Annotated in this window: 11 protein-coding genes and 2 pseudogenes; 8 read left to right on the top strand and 5 right to left on the bottom strand. The window is 71.9% G+C overall.

Annotation, left to right across the window (positions count from 1 at the left end):
• Positions 1–18: 18 nt before the first annotated feature.
• From J7F03_RS07700 to J7F03_RS07710, 3 genes are all read left to right on the top strand, one after another.
• Positions 19–1,437, top strand: coding sequence for an FAD-binding oxidoreductase (locus J7F03_RS07700; RefSeq protein WP_214947904.1), 1,419 nt, complete (start codon positions 19–21; stop codon positions 1,435–1,437).
• Positions 1,438–1,637: 200 nt separating this feature from the next.
• Entirely contained in the window at positions 1,638–2,102 is a 465-nt protein-coding gene (locus tag J7F03_RS07705; RefSeq protein ID WP_214947905.1) for a hypothetical protein, read from the top strand.
• 100 nt (positions 2,103–2,202) lie between these two features.
• Positions 2,203–4,047, top strand: a complete 1,845-nt coding sequence (locus J7F03_RS07710; protein WP_214947906.1) for a chitinase — start codon at positions 2,203–2,205, stop codon at positions 4,045–4,047.
• A gap of 58 nt (positions 4,048–4,105) precedes the next feature.
• On the opposite strand, the gene J7F03_RS07715 is transcribed toward J7F03_RS07710, so the two are convergent.
• Entirely contained in the window at positions 4,106–6,151 is a 2,046-nt protein-coding gene (locus J7F03_RS07715; protein WP_214947907.1) for an SUKH-4 family immunity protein, read from the bottom strand.
• Positions 6,152–6,305: 154 nt separating this feature from the next.
• Here J7F03_RS07715 and J7F03_RS07720 point away from each other — a divergent pair, with 154 nt between their 5' ends.
• Positions 6,306–6,491 (top strand): hypothetical protein, encoded by a 186-nt coding sequence (locus J7F03_RS07720; protein ID WP_214947908.1) that lies wholly within the window; start codon positions 6,306–6,308, stop codon positions 6,489–6,491.
• Here the strand turns inward: J7F03_RS07720 and J7F03_RS07725 are convergent.
• Both J7F03_RS07725 and gabT read right to left on the bottom strand, forming a co-directional pair.
• Positions 6,451–6,963, bottom strand: coding sequence for a phosphatase PAP2 family protein (locus J7F03_RS07725; protein ID WP_308379201.1), 513 nt, complete (start codon positions 6,961–6,963; stop codon positions 6,451–6,453). The two genes, J7F03_RS07720 and J7F03_RS07725, sit on opposite strands and share 41 nt — an antisense overlap.
• 432 nt (positions 6,964–7,395) lie before the next feature.
• A complete protein-coding gene (gene gabT / locus J7F03_RS07730) occupies positions 7,396–8,730 on the bottom strand; it encodes a 4-aminobutyrate--2-oxoglutarate transaminase (RefSeq protein WP_214947910.1) in 1,335 nt (444 codons plus the stop codon).
• 241 nt (positions 8,731–8,971) lie between these two features.
• Here gabT and J7F03_RS07735 point away from each other — a divergent pair, with 241 nt between their 5' ends.
• The 4 genes and pseudogenes from J7F03_RS07735 to J7F03_RS41950 form a co-directional block, all read left to right on the top strand.
• Positions 8,972–11,377 (top strand): ATP/GTP-binding protein, encoded by a 2,406-nt coding sequence (locus J7F03_RS07735; RefSeq protein WP_214947911.1) that lies wholly within the window; start codon positions 8,972–8,974, stop codon positions 11,375–11,377.
• Between the two features lie 139 nt (positions 11,378–11,516).
• Complete coding sequence (locus J7F03_RS07740) at positions 11,517–13,097, top strand: PucR family transcriptional regulator (RefSeq protein WP_214947912.1); 1,581 nt, start codon at positions 11,517–11,519, stop codon at positions 13,095–13,097.
• A 180-nt stretch (positions 13,098–13,277) separates the two neighbouring features.
• Positions 13,278–14,723 (top strand): aldehyde dehydrogenase family protein, encoded by a 1,446-nt coding sequence (locus J7F03_RS07745; protein WP_214947913.1) that lies wholly within the window; start codon positions 13,278–13,280, stop codon positions 14,721–14,723.
• 193 nt (positions 14,724–14,916) lie between these two features.
• Positions 14,917–15,066, top strand: a pseudogene (locus J7F03_RS41950) (transposase); the annotation flags it as partial.
• 84 nt (positions 15,067–15,150) lie between these two features.
• Here J7F03_RS41950 and J7F03_RS07755 read toward each other — a convergent pair.
• Together J7F03_RS07755 and J7F03_RS07760 are read right to left on the bottom strand one after the other, a co-directional pair.
• Positions 15,151–16,293 carry a Fic family protein gene (locus tag J7F03_RS07755; protein WP_214947958.1) on the bottom strand — a complete coding sequence of 381 codons (1,143 nt, stop codon included), beginning with the start codon at positions 16,291–16,293 and terminating at the stop codon, positions 15,151–15,153.
• Positions 16,294–16,359: 66 nt separating this feature from the next.
• Positions 16,360–17,133 (bottom strand): annotated as a pseudogene (locus tag J7F03_RS07760) (glycosyltransferase); the annotation flags it as partial.
• Positions 17,134–17,611: the final 478 nt, after the last annotated feature.

Here is a 17,611-nt window from a genome sequence, read left to right on the forward strand (position 1 = left end):
TGTAGGGAGTTGGAAGACATGGCCCCAGACGCCATGCGCACCGCTGCACGATCCCTTTCCGAAGCCAAGCCGGTCTCGTACTGGCTGGACGACCCCGGCAAGCCCGCCGCCGAGCCCGCCCTCACCGGCGACGAGCACTGCGACCTGCTCGTCATCGGCGGCGGCTACAGCGGCCTGTGGACCGCGCTGCTCGCCAAGGAGCGGGACCCCGCGCGGGACGTCGTTCTCATCGAGGGCCACGAGGCGGGCTGGGCCGCCTCGGGCCGCAACGGCGGATTCTGTGCCGCCTCCCTCACCCACGGCCTCGCCAACGGCATGGCCCGCTGGCCGGACGAGCTGGCGAAGCTGGAGGAGCTCGGCGCGCGGAACCTCGACGCCATCGAGGCCGCCGTCGCCCGCTACGGCATCGACTGCGACTTCGAGCGCAGCGGCGAGATCGACGTGGCCACCGAGCCGCACCAGGTCGAGGAGCTCCGCGAGTTCCACGCGGAGGCCGAGCGCCTCGGCCTCGCGGGCCGCTCCGAATGGCTGGATCGAGACGCCCTGCGCGCCGAGGTCGACTCCCCGACCTTCCTGGGCGGGATCTGGGACCACGACGGCGTCGCCATGCTCAACCCGGCGAAGCTCGCCTGGGGCCTGAAGCGGGCCTGCCTGGAACTGGGCGTGCGGATCTACGAGAACACGCGCGGGCTGGACCTGGCCGGCTCGGGAGCCGGGATGGCCGTGCGGACCCCCTACGGGCGGATCTTCGCCCGCCGGGTGGCGCTGGGCACCAACATCTTCCCGTCGCTGGTCAAGCGGGTGCGCCCGCTCACCGTCCCGGTCTACGACTACGCCCTGATGACGGAGGAGCTGACCGAGGGGCAGCTGGACTCGATCGGCTGGAAGAACCGGCAGGGGCTCGGCGACAGCGCCAACCAGTTCCACTACTTCCGGATCACCCCCGACCGGCGGATCCTGTGGGGCGGCTACGACGCGATCTACCCCTACGGCGGCAACCTCGACTCCGACCACGACCACCGGCCGGAGACGTACCTCAAGCTCGCCGAGCACTTCTTCACCTGCTTCCCGCAGCTGGAAGGGGTGAAATTCAGCCACGCCTGGGGCGGGGCGATCGACACCTGCTCGCGCTTCTCGGCCTTCTTCGGCACCGCGCACGCGGGGAAGGTGGCCTACGCCGCCGGCTTCACCGGGCTGGGCGTCGGAGCCACCCGCTTCGGCGCCGACGCGATGCTCGACCTTCTGGCGGGGGAGCGGACCGAGCGCACGGAGCTGGAGATGGTCCGCTCCAAGCCGATGCCGTTCCCGCCGGAGCCCTTCGCGTGGACCGGGATCACGCTGACCAAGTGGTCGCTGGCCCGGGCGGACCGCCTGGGAGGCCACCGCAACCTGTGGCTGAAGACGCTGGACCGTCTCGGCCTCGGCTTCGACAGCTGACACCGTCGCGGGCGGCACCCCCATCCGCGGCGGTGTGCTGATCGGGTAAGAGACGTCCGCACGCCCGGGGCGCACCCGGACGTCACACTGTGACCCGATTCACTACCACGGAGTAACGAAACCCGCGTCATAGTCGCGCCCGGCCCCGCTCTCACGGGTGAGAACTCCTCACCGCACACACAGAGAGCGGAGGCCGGGCGATGACGATCCCGGGGGACAAGGCGGCAGTGGAATGGCTGGTCTCGGTGGCACCCGATCCGGACGCCTGCCGCTGGGAGTGGGAGCACAACCCCCTCGGGGTCGCCCTGCTGCCGGCCGGCCGGCGGTGGGACGTGCTGATCCTTCCGGGGGAGCTGGGGCAGACCACCCTCGAGGTGCTGGACTCGCTGCCGGCCCGGCCCGGCCCGGTGCTCGCCGATTTCGGCGACACCCGGCTGGGCTTTTTCGTGCCCGCGGGCACGGCCTCCCGCTGGATCGGGACGGGCGTACGGGGAGCCGGGTGCGGGACCTGGATCGCCGTCCCGTATCCCGGCCGGGCGACGGGCGGGGTGCGCTGGCTGGTGGTCCCGGACGGACAGGGCGCGCTCACCGATCCGGCGGTCCTGGAGCTCGCGATGCACGAGGCGGCGGCGCGCGTCGTGGGGCGGGGAGGCGGGAAGCCTTGACAAGGGCATTGGTCTGGACCATCTTGGGCGCCGCTGCGCCTTCCCCCGCCGCACCCCCACTCGCGGCCTGGCTCCATCCCCCCATGTACCGGAGGCAGTTGTGCGCCCCACCAGAAGCACCGCCGGACGCTCGGTCCTGTCCCTCCTTACCGCCGCCGCCCTCGCGGCGGCCGGCCTCCTCGCCGTCGGGCAGCCGGCCGCGGCCGCCGACGCCGACCTCATCCGCAACGGCGGTTTCGAGGCCGGGCTCGACGGCTGGAGCTGCTCGACCGGCAGCGGAGCCACCGTCAGCACCCCTGTCCACGGCGGCGGTTCCGCCCTCAAGGGCACCCCGGCCGGGCAGGACATCGCCCGCTGCTCCCAGACCGTCACCGTCAAACCCGACTCCGCCTACACGCTGACCGCCTGGGTGCAGGGCGCGTACGTCTACCTCGGCGCGACCGGCACCGGGACCACGGACGTGCAGACCTGGACGCAGACCCCAGGTGCCTACAAGCAGCTGAGCACGAGCTTCCGTACCGGCGCGGCCACCACCTCGGTCACCGTGTACACGCAGGGCTGGTACGGCCAGCCGCCGCAGTTCACGGACGACGTCACCCTCGTCGGGCCCGACCCCGGCGGCTCAGGACCCGGCCAACCCCAGATCCCGGCCGCCCCCACCGGCCTGACGGCGTCCGCGTCCTCCTCGACCTCGGTGGGCCTCTCCTGGGCGGCCGCGACCGGCGCCACCTCGTACAAGGTCTACCGCGACGGGGCGAACCCGGCCACTGTCACCGGTACTTCGGCGACGGTCACCGGCCTCACCGCCTCCACGACGTACTCCTTCCAGGTCAGCGCGGTGAACGCGGCCGGCGAATCCCCGAAGAGCGCCGCCGCCGCGGCGACCACGCCGAGCGGAGGCGGCAACCCGGGCAACCCCGGCCTGCCCGCCCACGCGCTCGTCGGCTACCTGCACGCCAGCTTCGCCAACGGCTCCGGCTACGTCCGGATGGCCGACGTGCCCGCCTCATGGGACGTCATCAACCTGGCCTTCGGCGAGCCGACCTCGGTGACCTCGGGTGACATCCGCTTCCGGCTCTGCCCGGTCAGCGAGTGCCCGAACGTCGAACCGGCCGCCGAGTTCAAGGCGGCGATCAAGGCCAAGCAGGCCGCCGGCAAAAAGGTCCTGATCTCGATCGGGGGCCAGAACGGCCAGGTCCAGCTGGGCACCACGGCGGCCCGCGACACCTTCGTCTCCTCCGTCAGCAAGATCATCGACGAGTACGGGCTCAACGGCCTCGACATCGACTTCGAAGGCCACTCCCTCTCCCTGGCGACGGGCGACACCGACTTCCGCGCCCCCACCACCCCGGTGATCGTCAACCTCATATCCGCGGTGAAGACCCTCAAGGCCAAGTACGGCCCGGACTTCGTCCTGACCATGGCCCCCGAGACCTTCTTCGTCCAGCTGGGCTACCAGTACTACGGCTCCGGCCCCTGGGGCGGCCAGGATCCGCGCGCCGGCGCGTACCTCCCGGTCATCCACGCACTGCGCGACGACCTGACCCTGCTGCACGTCCAGGACTACAACTCGGGCTCGATCATGGGCCTCGACAACCAGTACCACTCCATGGGCGGCGCCGACTTCCACATCGCCATGACCGACATGCTGCTCACCGGCTTCCCGGTCGCGGGCAACACCGCCCGCGTCTTCCCGCCGCTGCGCCCGGACCAGATCGCCATCGGCCTCCCGGCGACGACCAACGCGGGCAACGGCCACACCTCCCCGGCGGAGGTGACCAAGGCGCTGGACTGCCTGACGAAGAAGTCCGGTACGACCTGTGGCTCGTACCAGACCCACGGCACCTGGCCCGCCCTGCGCGGCCTGATGACCTGGTCCATCAACTGGGACCGCTTCGGCGCCTGGGAGTTCTCGAAGAACTTCGACGCCTACTTCGGCTCCTGACCGACCACGTCGGCCACGACCGGGCCGGGGCGCCCGCGCGCCCCGGCCCGCCTTGCCCTCACAGCAGCCCGTCCCACATCTGCTCCAGCAGCAGGGACCACCAGTTCTCCGGCGAGGCCGGCGCCGGGGGATCCAGCTGCACCAGGCCCGCCTGGAAGTCGCTGGTCCAGCGGCCCGCCTGCTCCGGGGTGAGGCCGTGGCGCAGCGGCCACATCCTGCCGAGGAGCGCGATGCAGTGTGCGAACTCCGGCAGCCCCGTGTTGACGAACTGCATCGACAACGGCCCCACCGCTTCCAGCGGCACGGCCATGATGTGCAGGGTTCCTTGCTGGACGCACAGCGCCCTGCCGAAGTCGTGGCCCACGACCAGGGAGATGTTCGCGCCCGAGGCCACGAGCGCACTGCCGAGCACCGCCACGTCCGTCGACGTCGGCCAGGGCTGATCCGACCCGGGTAGCGACCAGAAGAACGGGCCCATGTCCCGGGGCAGGCCCGCCTCCATCAGGGTCTGCCGCACGATCGGGGGCGCGCCCGCGCGCAGTGCGTCCGCCAGGCTGAACCGGAGGACGTTCTCCGGGGCGAAGGCCTCCATCACCATCTGTGTGGCCGATTCGACCCGCGGCCCCGAGGGCATGAGCGGGGTGGGCGGCAGCACCGCCCGGACCGGCGCCTGACTCTCGATGTAGCGGGTCAGCAGCTGCCGCATGCCTGCCTGACGCCCCGCGTGGTCGTTGCCGTACGGGAACTCTCGCTTGATGAGGGCCTGAGGCCAGGCCTTCTCGATCATCCGGGCGCAGTAACCGCCGGGCAGGTCGCAGGGCTCCAGCTCGGTGTGGAGCTCCAGCACCCGGTGCGGCGGTACGTTCAGCGCGCGCAGCTCGTACAGGATCTGCCACTCGGGGTGCGGGGTCCCCGGCGCCGAGTGGCGGACGATCTGCCGCACGGAGCCGTCGGGCGTGCGGTAGCGCAGTACCGCCCCATGGCCGGGGCCCACGGTCGGAACCGGCGGCTTCCTCCCAGCGGTGTACCAGTCCGGCGGCGTGTAGTCGATCGTGAACGCTTCCACTTCCTCCTCCGGTTCCGCCGGCGCCCGCACGTCCTGCGTGTACCAGGCCGGTGGCGTGTAGTCGATGGCGAAGTCGTAGGCCGGTTCCTCGTCGCTGTCCACCGGACGCGGCTGGACAACTCCGCGCCGACCAGCGGTTTCGTTGTCCAGGAGCGTTCCCCGGACAATCGGTGGCGGCTCATCGGCGCTCTCGGCCGGCTCGTCGCCCATGCGCCCGCGAAGATCGTCGAGTTCCTCGTCCTGCTCCTCCAGCTGTTCGCGGGAGGCGCGCAGAACGGCCTCGATCTGATCGAGGGGAGCCAGGCCGAGATCCTCGCCGGCCGCGTCGCGCCCGCCGTCCGCCGGCTCCTCGGCCGGCGTGGCAACGGCGGCCTGCCGCTCCACGGCGAAGCGCTCGCGCATCACGTGCTCGTCGGCGGTCAGCGCCAGCCGTTCCGCCGCCGACCGGGCGTGACGGGCGTGCTCCAATTGCTCGCCGGCCTGGCGCCGGTACTCCAACGACAGGTCCAACTCCCGCTGGAGCTTCGCCCGGTCCTCCAGCGCGCGGTCCCGTTCCCGCTCCAGCACCAGGCAGCGGTCCTGGAGGACTTTCACCGTGCTGCCCAGCAGCGTGCACTGCTTCTCGGAGTCGGCGCGCTTGCGCATGGCCTCCATCTGCAGCAGCCGGGCGTCGTCGAGCCTGAGCAGCGCCACCGCGAGCGGCTCCCGGTGTCGCGGGCGCACCACGAGGGCTGCCTGCGGGCCCCCGTCCTTGAACGTCCGGCCCGCCTCCTCCGCCTCTGCGAGCAGCCGCAGGCCCTCGGCGCGCTGCCGCTCGCGCATCGCGGAGTCGGGAATGTAGCGGTCCACGACCTCGGTCAGCAGCTTCTCGGTGATCAGGGTGCTTCCGCTGCGGTAGGCGCCCCAGGAGCTCTTGCCCACGTACAGGGCGGCCTCCAACTCGCGTACCGGAACGTGGCCGATCACCGTGCGGAGCCACTCCGCCAGCGCGTTCGCCTGCGCGGTCCGCCCCCGCAACTCTCCCTGCGGACGCCCCATTTCCCACCCGCCCTCGTCGTTGTCCAGCAGGACATCACCGCATTGTCCGCGATTCCGGCGGTCGAACTGCGGCGTTGCCGAGACTCCGCGGCGGACAACCGCGGTGGTGCCGATCGTGGGTCCTCCCAGCCCAGCCGACTCCGGGAGACCCGCCGTGACCACACCAGACCCGCAGGGAAACAAGCAGGGGAAGAAGCCCCGTTCCTGGCCCTACGCGATCACGGCGATCCTCGTACTCGCGCTCCAGCAGGGCTGGGCACCCCGGGACGTCGCGACGCTCGCCTCCGTCCTGCTGGTGCTCATCGCCCTGGTGCGGTCCGCCGGGAACGGCGGTGAATGACGGCGTGGACCGCCAGCAGGAGCGGTGTGCACATCAGGAGGCTGGCCAGGACGTCCAGGGGCCAGTGGTAGCCGCGCAGGATCAGGCCCGTGGCCGTCAGAGAGGTGAGGGCGGCGGCGACGAGGAGGGGCCAGGGGCGGCGGGTGTGCGGGCGCAGCAGCAGGGCCGCGGCTCCGTAGGCCACGTACGCGGTGGCCGTGTGGCCCGAGGGGTAGTAGCCGGCGGCCCAGGGCTCCAGGGGGCCCGGCCGGCCGGTCCACTCCTTCAGCGGGACGATCAGGGCCGGCACGAGGGCCATGGCCAGCGCCGCGGCCGCCGCGCCGCGGCGATTGCCGCGCCGGGCGGCGTAGACGACCGCGAGGAGCAGGACGGGGACCGCTACCGGGATGTTGCCGAGGTCGGAGAGGCGCTGGGTGACCGCGTCCGGAACGGTGCGCAGGAGTACGCGGCTGAGGTGGGCGTCCGGGGCCAACAGGGGGCCGGATACGAGGACCTGCCAGGTGATCAGGGCGAAGAGCGCGGCGCAGAGCGCGGCGAGGAGAGTGGCCGGCCGTCCCGGAACAGGGGGGGTGGTTCCGGGACGGCCGCCCGGATCGGGTTGCCGAACGCCCCGGGGGGTTTGGGGCGAACGGCCGTCCGATCGGTGAGGAGTGTGCGCGAACGCATGCCCAGTGCGGCGCTGGGGAAGCCCGGTACTGGTGTCGCTCCCGGTTTCCCCGGAGCGGGGTGTCTCACTCATCTGCAGAAACCGTACGGCAGCGGAAGGGGGACCGACAGTCGGAAAACGCTCCCGCCATCGGCCCCCCACACGTTCTTCACAGCGCCCGACCGTTACCCGCGGTAGTGGTCGAGAAGTGATCGAGTGATGTGCCCGTCCGTTCTACCGTGCGTGTCAGACGTTCGATCAGAGAGCCGCGAACGCGGCCTCGATGACGTCCAGGCCCTCGTTCAGCAGGTCCTCGCCGATGACGATCGGCGGGAGGAAGCGGAGCACGTTGCCGTAGGTGCCGCAGGTGAGGACGAGTACGCCCTCCGCGTGGCAGGCCTTGGCGAGGGCGCCGGCCGCCTCCGGGAACGGGGTCTTGGAGACCGGGTCCTTGACGAGCTCGATCGCGATCATGGCGCCGCGGCCGCGGATGTCGCCGATGATGTCGTACTTCTCCTGCATGGTCGTCAGGCGGGCCTTCATGAGGGACTCGATCTTCTTCGCCGCGGCGTTGAGGTCGAGCTCCTTCATGGTCTCGATGGAGCCGAGCGCGCCGGCGCAAGCCACCGGGTTGCCGCCGTAGGTGCCGCCCAGGCCGCCGCCGTGCACGGAGTCCATCATCTCGGCGCGGCCGGTCACGGCGGCGAGCGGCAGACCGCCCGCGATGCCCTTGGCGGTCGTGATGAGGTCCGGGACGATGCCCTCGTCCTCGCACGCGAACCACTGGCCGGTGCGGCAGAAGCCGGACTGGATCTCGTCGGCGACGAAGACGATGCCGTTGTCGTTGGCGAACTTCACGATCGCCGGGAGGAAGCCCTTGGCCGGCTCGATGAAGCCGCCCTCGCCGAGGACCGGCTCGATGATGATCGCGGCGACGTTGTCGGCGCCGATCTGCTTGCTGATCTGGTCGATCGCCTGGGCGGCGGCCTCGGGGCCGCAGTTCTCGGCGCCGGTCGGCCAGCGGTAGCCGTAGGCGACCGGGACGCGGTAGACCTCGGGGGCGAACGGGCCGAAGCCCTGCTTGTACGGCATGTTCTTCGAGGTCAGCGCCATCGTGAGGTTCGTACGGCCGTGGTAGCCGTGGTCGAAGACGACGACGGCCTGGCGCTTGGTGTACACGCGGGCGATCTTGACAGCGTTCTCGACGGCCTCGGCGCCGGAGTTGAACAGCGCCGACTTCTTGGCGTGGTCACCCGGGGTGAGCTCGGCGAGGGCCTCGCAGACCTCCACGTAGCCCTCGTAGGGGGTCACCATGAAGCAGGTGTGGGTGAAGTCGGCGAGCTGCGCGGAGGCGCGGCGCACGACGGCCTCGGCGGAGGCGCCGACCGAGGTCACGGCGATGCCGGAGCCGAAGTCGATCAGGCGGTTGCCGTCGACGTCCTCGATGATGCCGCCGCCCGCGCGGGCCGTGAAGACGGGGAGCACGGAGCCCACGCCGCCGGCCACCGTCGAAAGGCGGCGGGCCTGCAGCTCCTGCGACTTGGGGCCGGGGATCGCGGTGACGATGCGGCGCTCCTGCGGGACAGCGGTCATAGGGGGCTCCTGGGGGGTGTTTTCGGACGCACTTGTGTCTTTGTCCGCAGGCTAGGCCCGGGAGGCGGGGTCCTGCATGCTCCGTTCGGGAGTGGTGTCCGCGTGTCCTTGTCCGTGACGGCCATAGGAGGGAACCGGCACGTGTCTTGTGGATCATCACCGGGTGCGGGCCGCGGGGTGGCGCCGCCCACTAGATTGAGCGCGCAGCACAGTGCGGTAACGGGCAGGGGGCAGGGGTTACATGGACACCGACGGCACGCACGGTACGCACGAGAAGCGGGCACCGCGCGCGACCGGGCACGTTCCCCGCCCGGCGGGACCTCCGGTGCCGTCCGGTCCGCCGGGACCCCCGCCGATGCCCGCGCACGCCCCGGCGGCCCCGGCCCCGGCCCACGCCCTCGCGGCGGCCCCGCCTCTCGCCGACTGGCTGCGCGTCCCCCGCCCGGACGCCGCGCCCGGCATCTGGCGCCACGCCTACACCCCGGCCGCGCCCCGGCCCGAAGCGGCCGCCGCCGCCCTGCTCAAGCGCGTCGGGATCTCGCTCGTGGTCTGCTTCGTGGTCTGGCGCCTCTTCGTGGACGGGGCGCTGCCCCTGGTGGGCGTACCGCTCGACCTCTTCACCCCCGAGGGCTGGTGGACCAACGGACTGCGGCGCGAGCCCGTCGACCACCGGGGCATGGCCGCCACCGAGCTCTACGAACTGCTGGTCACCGGCGGGATGCTCTTCGCGTTCGCCCGGCTCGGCGGCTGGCGGACCGCCTTCGACCGGATCGTCGTGGCCCGCGGCCCCTGGTACCGCGCGCTCGGCGCCCTGATCGGCGCCCTCGTCGTGACCCTGCTCATCGTGAGCGAGACCCTGCCGGTCTACCCGCTCGCCTTCGGCCACTTGCCGTACGCGGAGCTCGGCGGCTCGGCGGGCCCGGCCGTCACCTATCTCCTCTACGCGGCGGTCTACCTCCCCGTCATCCTCTTCTTCGGGCGGCTCGGCGACTGGGCCGGCCTGGTGCAAGGCGCCCTCGCCGGCCCCGCCGACGACACCCCCGCCGCCACCTTCCCCGCCGGGCAGGCCCCCGCGGACGACCCCGCCGGTTGGCCGCAGCTGCGCGCCGCCGGGTTCGCGGAGACCGCCGACCGGCTGGCCGCCGAAGCCGCCGCCGGGCGCATGAACGACGTCGACCACGTCCGGATCCGGCGGGCCTGGGACTCGGTGCTGGCCGACCCCGGGCGGCGCCACGCCTTCGTCCAAGCCGTACGGGACAAGGGCGCCGCCGCCTGCGGACACCCCTCCGGAGCCCGCGACCTGCCCGTCCGCGCGGCCCGGCACGACCTGGTCGTCGCCCAGGTCCGCCTCGGTGACGTCACCGACGCCGAACCCAACCCCTTCGAGCGCCGGGGCACCGGCCTCGCCCTGGACCCGGCCGTCCTCGGGACCTCGATGCTCGCCGTAGGCCCCTCCGGAGCGGGCAAGACCGCCCGGCTGGTCCGTCCGGTCGTCGAATCGCTGATGCTCCAGGCCCTGGCCGGCGAGGCCGCCGTGATCACCGTCGCCGCCGCCGGGACGCCGCTCGGGCACGACGAGGCCTACGACATCGTCGTCCGCCTCGGCGACCCCTCGTCCGTCCACGACCTCGACCTCTACGGCGGCGCCACCGACCCCGACGAAGCGGCCTCGCTCCTCGCCGAGGCCTTCGTCGGCGACCTGCCCGGCATCGACGTACGCCGCTGCGCGACGGCCCTCGCGCAGCTCATCGGCCCCTTCCGGGCCGCGTACGGCCGCTTCCCCACCGTGTCCGAGCTGCGGGAACTGCTCGACGGCCGGCCGGCCGCACTCGACGCGCTGCGCGAGGTGCTGGAGAGGGCCGGCCGCCAGGCCATGCTGCGCGAGCTCGACGCCCGGACCAGGCAGTACGGGGCCCACGGCGACCCCGGCCCCGTCCTCGCCGACCGGGTGGCGCTGCTGGACCGGCCCGCCTTCCACGGCTTCTTCGACACCACCGGCGCCGGCCGGCCCTTCTCCCCGCGCGCCCTCGAACACCCCGTCCGGGTCCGCGTCGACCTGCCCGAGCGAGCCCACGCGGACGCCTCCCGACTGCTGGCCCGGCTGCTGCTCGCCCAGTTCAACGCCTCGGTCGCGGCGCGCACCGACCGCTCCCTCTTCGCCTTCCTCGCCTTCGACGACGCCTCGCGCACCCTCACCCCCGAGACCGTGCGCGGCGTGCAGCGGCTCCGCTCGGCCAACGCGGGAGTCCTGCTGACGCTGCGCACCCTGGACGACGTACCGGAGCCGCTGCGCACCCCGCTGCTCGGGGCGGTCGGCTGCCGCGTGGCCTTCTCCGGGGTCACCACCTGGGACGGCAAGTGGTTCGCCGACGCCTGGGGGACCGAGCTCGTCGAGACGCGGGACGTCACGAGCCGGACGGTCTACGCCGACCGCCCGATGACGCGAGCCCTGCACACGCTGCGCAAGATGATCACCGGCAAGGCCGTCACCACGGACGCCGTCACCGTGCGGCAGGTCGAGCGGGAGCGCTGGTCCGCCTCCGCCCTCGCCAACACCGTGCCCCCCGGCCACGCCGTGCTCTCCCTCACCTCCGTCCGCGGCGAGCGGGCCGCGCCGCTGCTGGTGCGGCTCGGGGGAACGAGCTGAGCCGATCCGTACGGGGTGGCAGAATCAAGGTGAGCCGTTCGTACGACACGGCGAAATCCGGCCTGGCGTTCCACGGCGAGAATCCTGCGTCGGCATCTCGCCGCCGAACCTCCTCCTCCCCTAAGGCGCCCCGGTACCCATGCCGCTCACCCTGGCCTCACTCGTCCAGCACTCGGCGCTCAAACTCAGCGTCCGGGCCGGGGAGGGCCGCCTCGACACCCCCGTGCGCTGGGCCCACGTCAGCGAGCTCGCCGACCCCGTCCCCTACATGGAGGGCGGGGAGCTGCTCCTCATCACCGCGATGAAGCTCGACGCGGAGGACCCCGAGGAGATGCGGCGCTACGTACGGAGGCTCGCGGCGGCCGGGGTCGTCGGCATCGGCTTCGCCGTCGGCGTCAACTACGACGCCGTGCCCGAAGCGCTGGTCGAAGCCGCCCGTGCCGAGGACCTGCCGCTGCTGGAGGTGCCCCGGCGCACCCCCTTCCTCGCCATCAGCAAGGCCGTCTCCGCCGCCCTCGCCGCCGACCAGTACCGGGCCGTGACCGCCGGCTTCGAGGCGCAGCGGGAGCTGACGCGGGCCGCGCTGTCCGTCGACGGCCCCGCCGAGCTGCTGACGAAGCTGGCGGCGCACGTGCACGGCTGGGCCGCCCTGTACGACACCTCGGGCGCCGTCGTCGCGGCCGCGCCCGACTGGGCCGCGCGCCGGGCGGCCCGGCTGACCCCCGACGTGGAGCGGCTGCGGGAGCGCCCGGCGCCGGCCAGCGCCGTGGTGGGCGGCTCGGAGGACCGGGTCGAGCTGCAGTCCCTGGGCACCGGGCGGCGGGCGCGCGGCGCCCTGGCCGTCGGCACCGGGGCCCCGCTCGGCACGGCGGAGCGGTACGCCGTCCACTCGGCGGTGGCGCTCCTGACCCTCACCACGGAACGCTCCCGTTCCCTGCACGACGCGGAGTCCCGGCTCGGCGCGGCCGTGCTGCGCATGCTCCTCGCCGGGCAGGCGGACCACGCGCAGGACGTGGCCGGGGACCTGTACGGGGCCCTGCTCGACGCGCCGTTCCGGATCGTCGTGGCGGAGCCGGCACTGGCGGGGACCGCCCAGCCACAGGGCTTGGCCCAGCTGGCCGACTCCCTGGAGTCGGCGGCGGCGCGCACGGGGGAGACCCTGCTGGTGGTGCCGGAGCCCGGCCGCCTCGTCGTCCTGGCGGCCGACGGGGGCTCGGCGGTACAGGCGTGCGCCGAGTACGCGGAGTCGCTGGAATCGCGGCGCGGGCGGGACGCGGGCGAACCGGAGCCGGACGAACTGGTGATCGGCCTGTCGGCCCCGGCCCTGGCCTCCGCCGTGGCTGCGGCCTTCAAGCAGGCCGACCAGGCCCTTGCCGTGGCCCGGCGGCGCGGCCGCCCGATGGTCGAGCACGAGGAGCTCGCGGCCGGCTCGGTCCTCCCGCTGCTGGCCGACGACGCCGTACGGGCCTTCGCGGACGGCACGCTGCGGGCGCTGCGCGAGCACGACGAGAAGGGCCGCGGCGACCTGGTGGCCTCGCTCCAGGCGTGGCTCTCGCGCCACGGCCAGTGGGACGCGGCGGCGGCCGACCTCGGGGTCCACCGCCACACGCTGCGCTACCGGATGCGGCGGGTGGAGGAGATCCTCGGCCGCTCGCTGGACGACCCGGACGTCCGCATGGAGCTCTGGCTCGCCCTGAAGGCCACCTCGACCCCGGCGTAGCCGAGGCCCCGTACGGACGCCCCGTACGGACCGCGCACGCGCGGCGGCGGCGCCGACACTGACAAAGCGGCGCGCCGCGCCGAGCACGTACTCCACGCCGGACAAACACCGAAACCGCGCCGGAGTCCTACGGTGGAGGGGACAAGGACCCACCGCACACTCCGAAGGGCCGGGATCAGCATGACTTCCACCCACGCCTTCTGGCTCGCCGGCCGCCAGGCCACCGGCGACGACAGCCTCGACGTCCACTCCCCGTGGGACGGCCGTCTCGTCGGTACCGTGAGCGTCCCCACCGACGCCCAGGTCGAAGAGGCCGTGGCCGCGGCCCACGCCGTGACGGCGGAGTTCTCCGCGACCCCGGCCCACGTACGCGCCGAGGCCCTGGCCCACGTCGCGCGCCGGCTCGCCGAGCGCACCGAGGAGATCGCGCTGCTGATCTCCGCCGAGAACGGCAAGCCCATCAAGTGGGCCCGCGGTGAGGTCGGCCGTGCGGTGTCCGTGTTCCGCTTCGCCGCCGAAGAGGCCCGCCGCTTCAACGGCGGAGAGGCCCAGCGCCTGGACACCGACGCCGGCGGCGTCGGTCGCCTCGCCCTGACCCGCCGCTTCGTCAAGGGCCCGGTCCTCGGCATCGCGCCCTTCAACTTCCCGCTGAACCTCTGTGCCCACAAGGTGGCCCCCGCCATCGCCGTCGGCGCGCCGATCATCCTGAAGCCGGCCCCGGCCACCCCGCTCTCCGGTCTGATCATCGGTGAGCTGCTGGCCGAGACCGACCTGCCGGCCGGTTCCTGGTCCGTGCTCCCCGTCGCCAACGACAAGATGCCGGAGCTGGTCAAGGACGAGCGCCTGCCCGTCATCTCCTTCACCGGTTCCGACAAGGTCGGCTACGCCATCCAGCAGGCCGTGCCCCACAAGCACTGCACCCTGGAGCTCGGCGGCAACGCCGCGGCCGTCGTCCTGGAGGACTGGGCCTCGGAGGCAGACCTCGACTGGGCCGCGACCCGTATCGCCACCTTCTCGAACTACCAGGCCGGCCAGTCCTGCATCGGCGTCCAGCGCGTGATCGCCGACGCCGCCGTCTACGACCGCCTGGTCGAGAAGGTCGTCGCCAAGGTCCAGGAGCAGGTCACCGGCGACCCGAACGACTCGGCCACCGACGTCGGCCCCCTCGTCTCCGAGGACGCCGCCAAGCGCGTCGAGTCCTGGGTCGACGAGGCCGTCGCCGCCGGAGCCAAGCTGCTCACGGGCGGTAAGCGCGAGGGTGCCTCGTACGAGCCCACCGTCGTCGCCGAGGTGCCCGAGGGCGTCACGCTGGCCACCGAGGAGGTCTTCGGACCGGTCCTCACCCTGCGCAGGGTCGAGAACACCGACGAGGCCTTCGCCGCCGTCAACGACTCGAAGTTCGGCCTGCAGGCGGGCGTCTTCACCCGGAACATCCAGACCGCGTTCCGTGCCCACCGCGAGCTGGAGGTCGGCGGCGTGATCGTCGGCGACGTCCCGTCCTACCGCGCCGACCAGATGCCGTACGGCGGGGTCAAGCAGTCCGGTGTGGGCCGCGAGGGCGTGCGCTACGCGATGGACGACTACACGTACGAGCGGGTCCTGGTCCTCAGCGGCCTCGACATCTGACCGAACTCGTACGGCGAAGAGCCGACGGCCGGAGCCTACTGTGCGGGGGCTCCGGCCGTCTTCCTTATCCCTGTGTTGACCTGCTGGAATGGCCAGATCTTGGCAGTCTCTGAAGAGTTGTGGGAACACGTGGGGCTAAGCGCCACGCGTGCGAATGCGTAGTTTTGCGTAAGAAGCTGCAGTTCGATCGATCATGCTGTCTGTTGATCGAGTGGGTGTTCCGGTCGGCGCTCCCGGGATCGACGCGATCCGCTACCTGGTGGACAACGGCATCAAATGGCGGGCGATGCCGGTCGGCTTCCCCGCCTGGGACCGGGTCTACGCCTTTTTCCGCAGGTGGCTCCAGGACGGGCTGATCGGCCCCGGAACCGAGTTCGGTTCCGGGGCCGCCACCGCAGATCCGGGTTCTCGGCAGTCCTGGGTTCGGCTACGCGGTGTAGGGGTTGGAGATGGTGTGCGGCCTGCGGGCGGTGGCCAGGACGTTCTGCGGGAACCGGGGGCCGGCGGTGTAGTGGCGGCCCTTGGTCTGTCCGACCGCAGTCAGTACTCCGGCCTTGGTCAGGGCTTGGAGGTCCCGGGTGGCCTGCTGGGTGTTGATGGCCTCGGCCCGCTCGTAGCGTGAGCGCCTGACCCGGCCCACCATCGCCACCTCGTGCAGGGCGGTGACCTGCCTCTCGCTGATGCCGTGAGCCTGGGCGTGGTCCATGAGCTGCATCCAGCAGTCGTTCGAGCGGTTGACCCGGTGCTGCACACGCTGGGCCTGCTGGTGGTAGGCGAGGAGGCTGAACTTGATCCACGGCAGGGTGTCACGCTCGGGCGAGTAGACCGGTCCGCCGACCTCGCGGAGCACCTTGTAGTACTCCCATGTGTTGCCGGGCATACCCAACCATTCCTCGATCGAGGAGAACTCCGGAGCCAGCACCCCGCCTCGGGCGATCAGCAGGGTCTGCAGCGAGCGGGACATCCGGCCGTTGCCGTCTGACCACGGGTGGATCTTCACCAGGTTCAGGTGTGCCATCGCGGCCCGAATCAGGACGTGTTCTTCGAGGTCGCCGTCGTTGAGCCAGTCCACCAGCTCCGCCATGAGGCCGGGTACGAGTTCTTGGTCGGGGCCGTCGTAGTCGGTGGCGAGCTCGTCGCCCGGGGCGGTGATGCGGATGGAGGTCTTGCGCCACTGGCCGGCTGTCCGCAGCGGGTGGTGGTGGTGGCCCTGCAGCATCCAGTGCAGCGCGTTCAGGAGTTCCTTGCTGTACTGGAAGTCGGTGACGTCGTGGAGAGACTGGATGTATGTCATCGCCTGCTGGTAGGCGAGGGTCTCCGCCTTGTTCTCGTCGCTGGCCTCGACTTCGCGCTCGCCGTCCATCAGGTCGGCGACATCCTTCGCGTCGACCTGATAGCCCTCGATCGTGTTCGACGCGGCGATCGCGCTGGCGGTCAGCGCCTTGCGCAGATCGAGGGTCCACTTCATGGGGGCTTGCTGCACCGCATCGCGCAGGCGCTCACGCAGTCCGTCGATCTGTTCCAGCACCAGGTGATCGTCGGAGCCGAGGCGGGGAGTCGAATACAACATGAGCAAATGATACCCGCTGCCTATCATTCCCGCATGAGGGTGGCTTCCATCGCTCCCTCCTGATTCACCCGCGCCGTTCAGCCCGGCCAGCGCCAGCACGTCGGGGAGCTCCGTGCCGACGAACCCGGCGAGGTAGTACCGGCCCGACAGCTCCACAGGCAGAGCCGCCGCGCGCTGCCGCAGCCCTTCGACGTTGGCCGGCCCGCACTGGTGAATCACGTTCGCCCGTTCCAGTAGCCAAGGCAGTGCGTCCCGTACGACGTCGTTGATCTGCTGAGCGCCCTGCGCGCCGCCGGTGACGTACACGGTCGGCAGATGCCGGTCGAAGCCATGCAGGGCAAGAGCCTCAACCGCCTTGTCCGCGTGCCCGGTCAGCACCTCGGGGCGGATCGGATTGCCGGTGACGACCGCAGCGCCCCGAACCGACTCCGGCAGAAGCGGCAGCGACGACTCCGACGACACCGCGATCCTCGTCGCCGAGCTCGCGAGCTTCCGGTTGGCCAGGCCCAGCCGCACGGTCTGCTCGTGGAGGACCAGCGGGCGGCGGCACATGCGGGCGGCCAGGCCAGCCGGGACAGCCACGTATCCGCCCGTGGCGAGCACGACATCCGGCCGGAAGTCGGCGACGATCTTCCGTGCCTGGGCCACGCCGAGCGGCACGCGCGCCATGTCCTTCATGTTCGCAGGGCTCACCATCTTGAGCGGGTTGCTGGAGCGGCGAATCTTGCCCGTGGCCACGGTCTTGAAGGCGATGCCTTCGGCGGGTGCCACCCGAGCCTCCAAGCCGTCCGCTGTGCCGATCCACAGGACCTCGACCGCCCTGCCCTCCGCCAGCGGCAGCGCATCCGGGCCCTGGAGACGTACATCTTCCCGACATTCGCCAACTGCGCCGTTCGATCAGCCGAGCACTTCAGCAAGGCCCTGGCATCGGTCCTGAAAGGGGCCGTGATCGCAGAGCCGCCGCTCCGGGACCGCAACCCCTGCGACCTGACCAGGCTTCCGAGCAACGACGACCGGGGCATCGAGTACGACGAGTCGGGCGACGACATGGAGTTCATGACTCCGGAAGAGGTCGCCGGCCTCGTCGCGTGCTTCCCACGGGCCAGTGACCGGATGCTCGTACGCACGCTATCGGCACGCCGCCAACCCAACTCTTGGACGATCATCCGAGGCGCACCCCACCCGAGCCATGTCTGCCGAGGTGAGAAGGATGATCGAGTATCGGCCATGGAAGCGACTCTGGGGCGAGAGCGACGAGGAGTCGACCTGCCAAAGCGCCATGGATCACCTGGGCCGAGTCCGCCGCGGCGGGCTGGGA

The sequence above is a fragment of the Streptomyces sp. ISL-43 genome, assembly GCF_018614195.1.
In the GTDB taxonomy this organism is placed as follows: domain Bacteria; phylum Actinomycetota; class Actinomycetes; order Streptomycetales; family Streptomycetaceae; genus Streptomyces.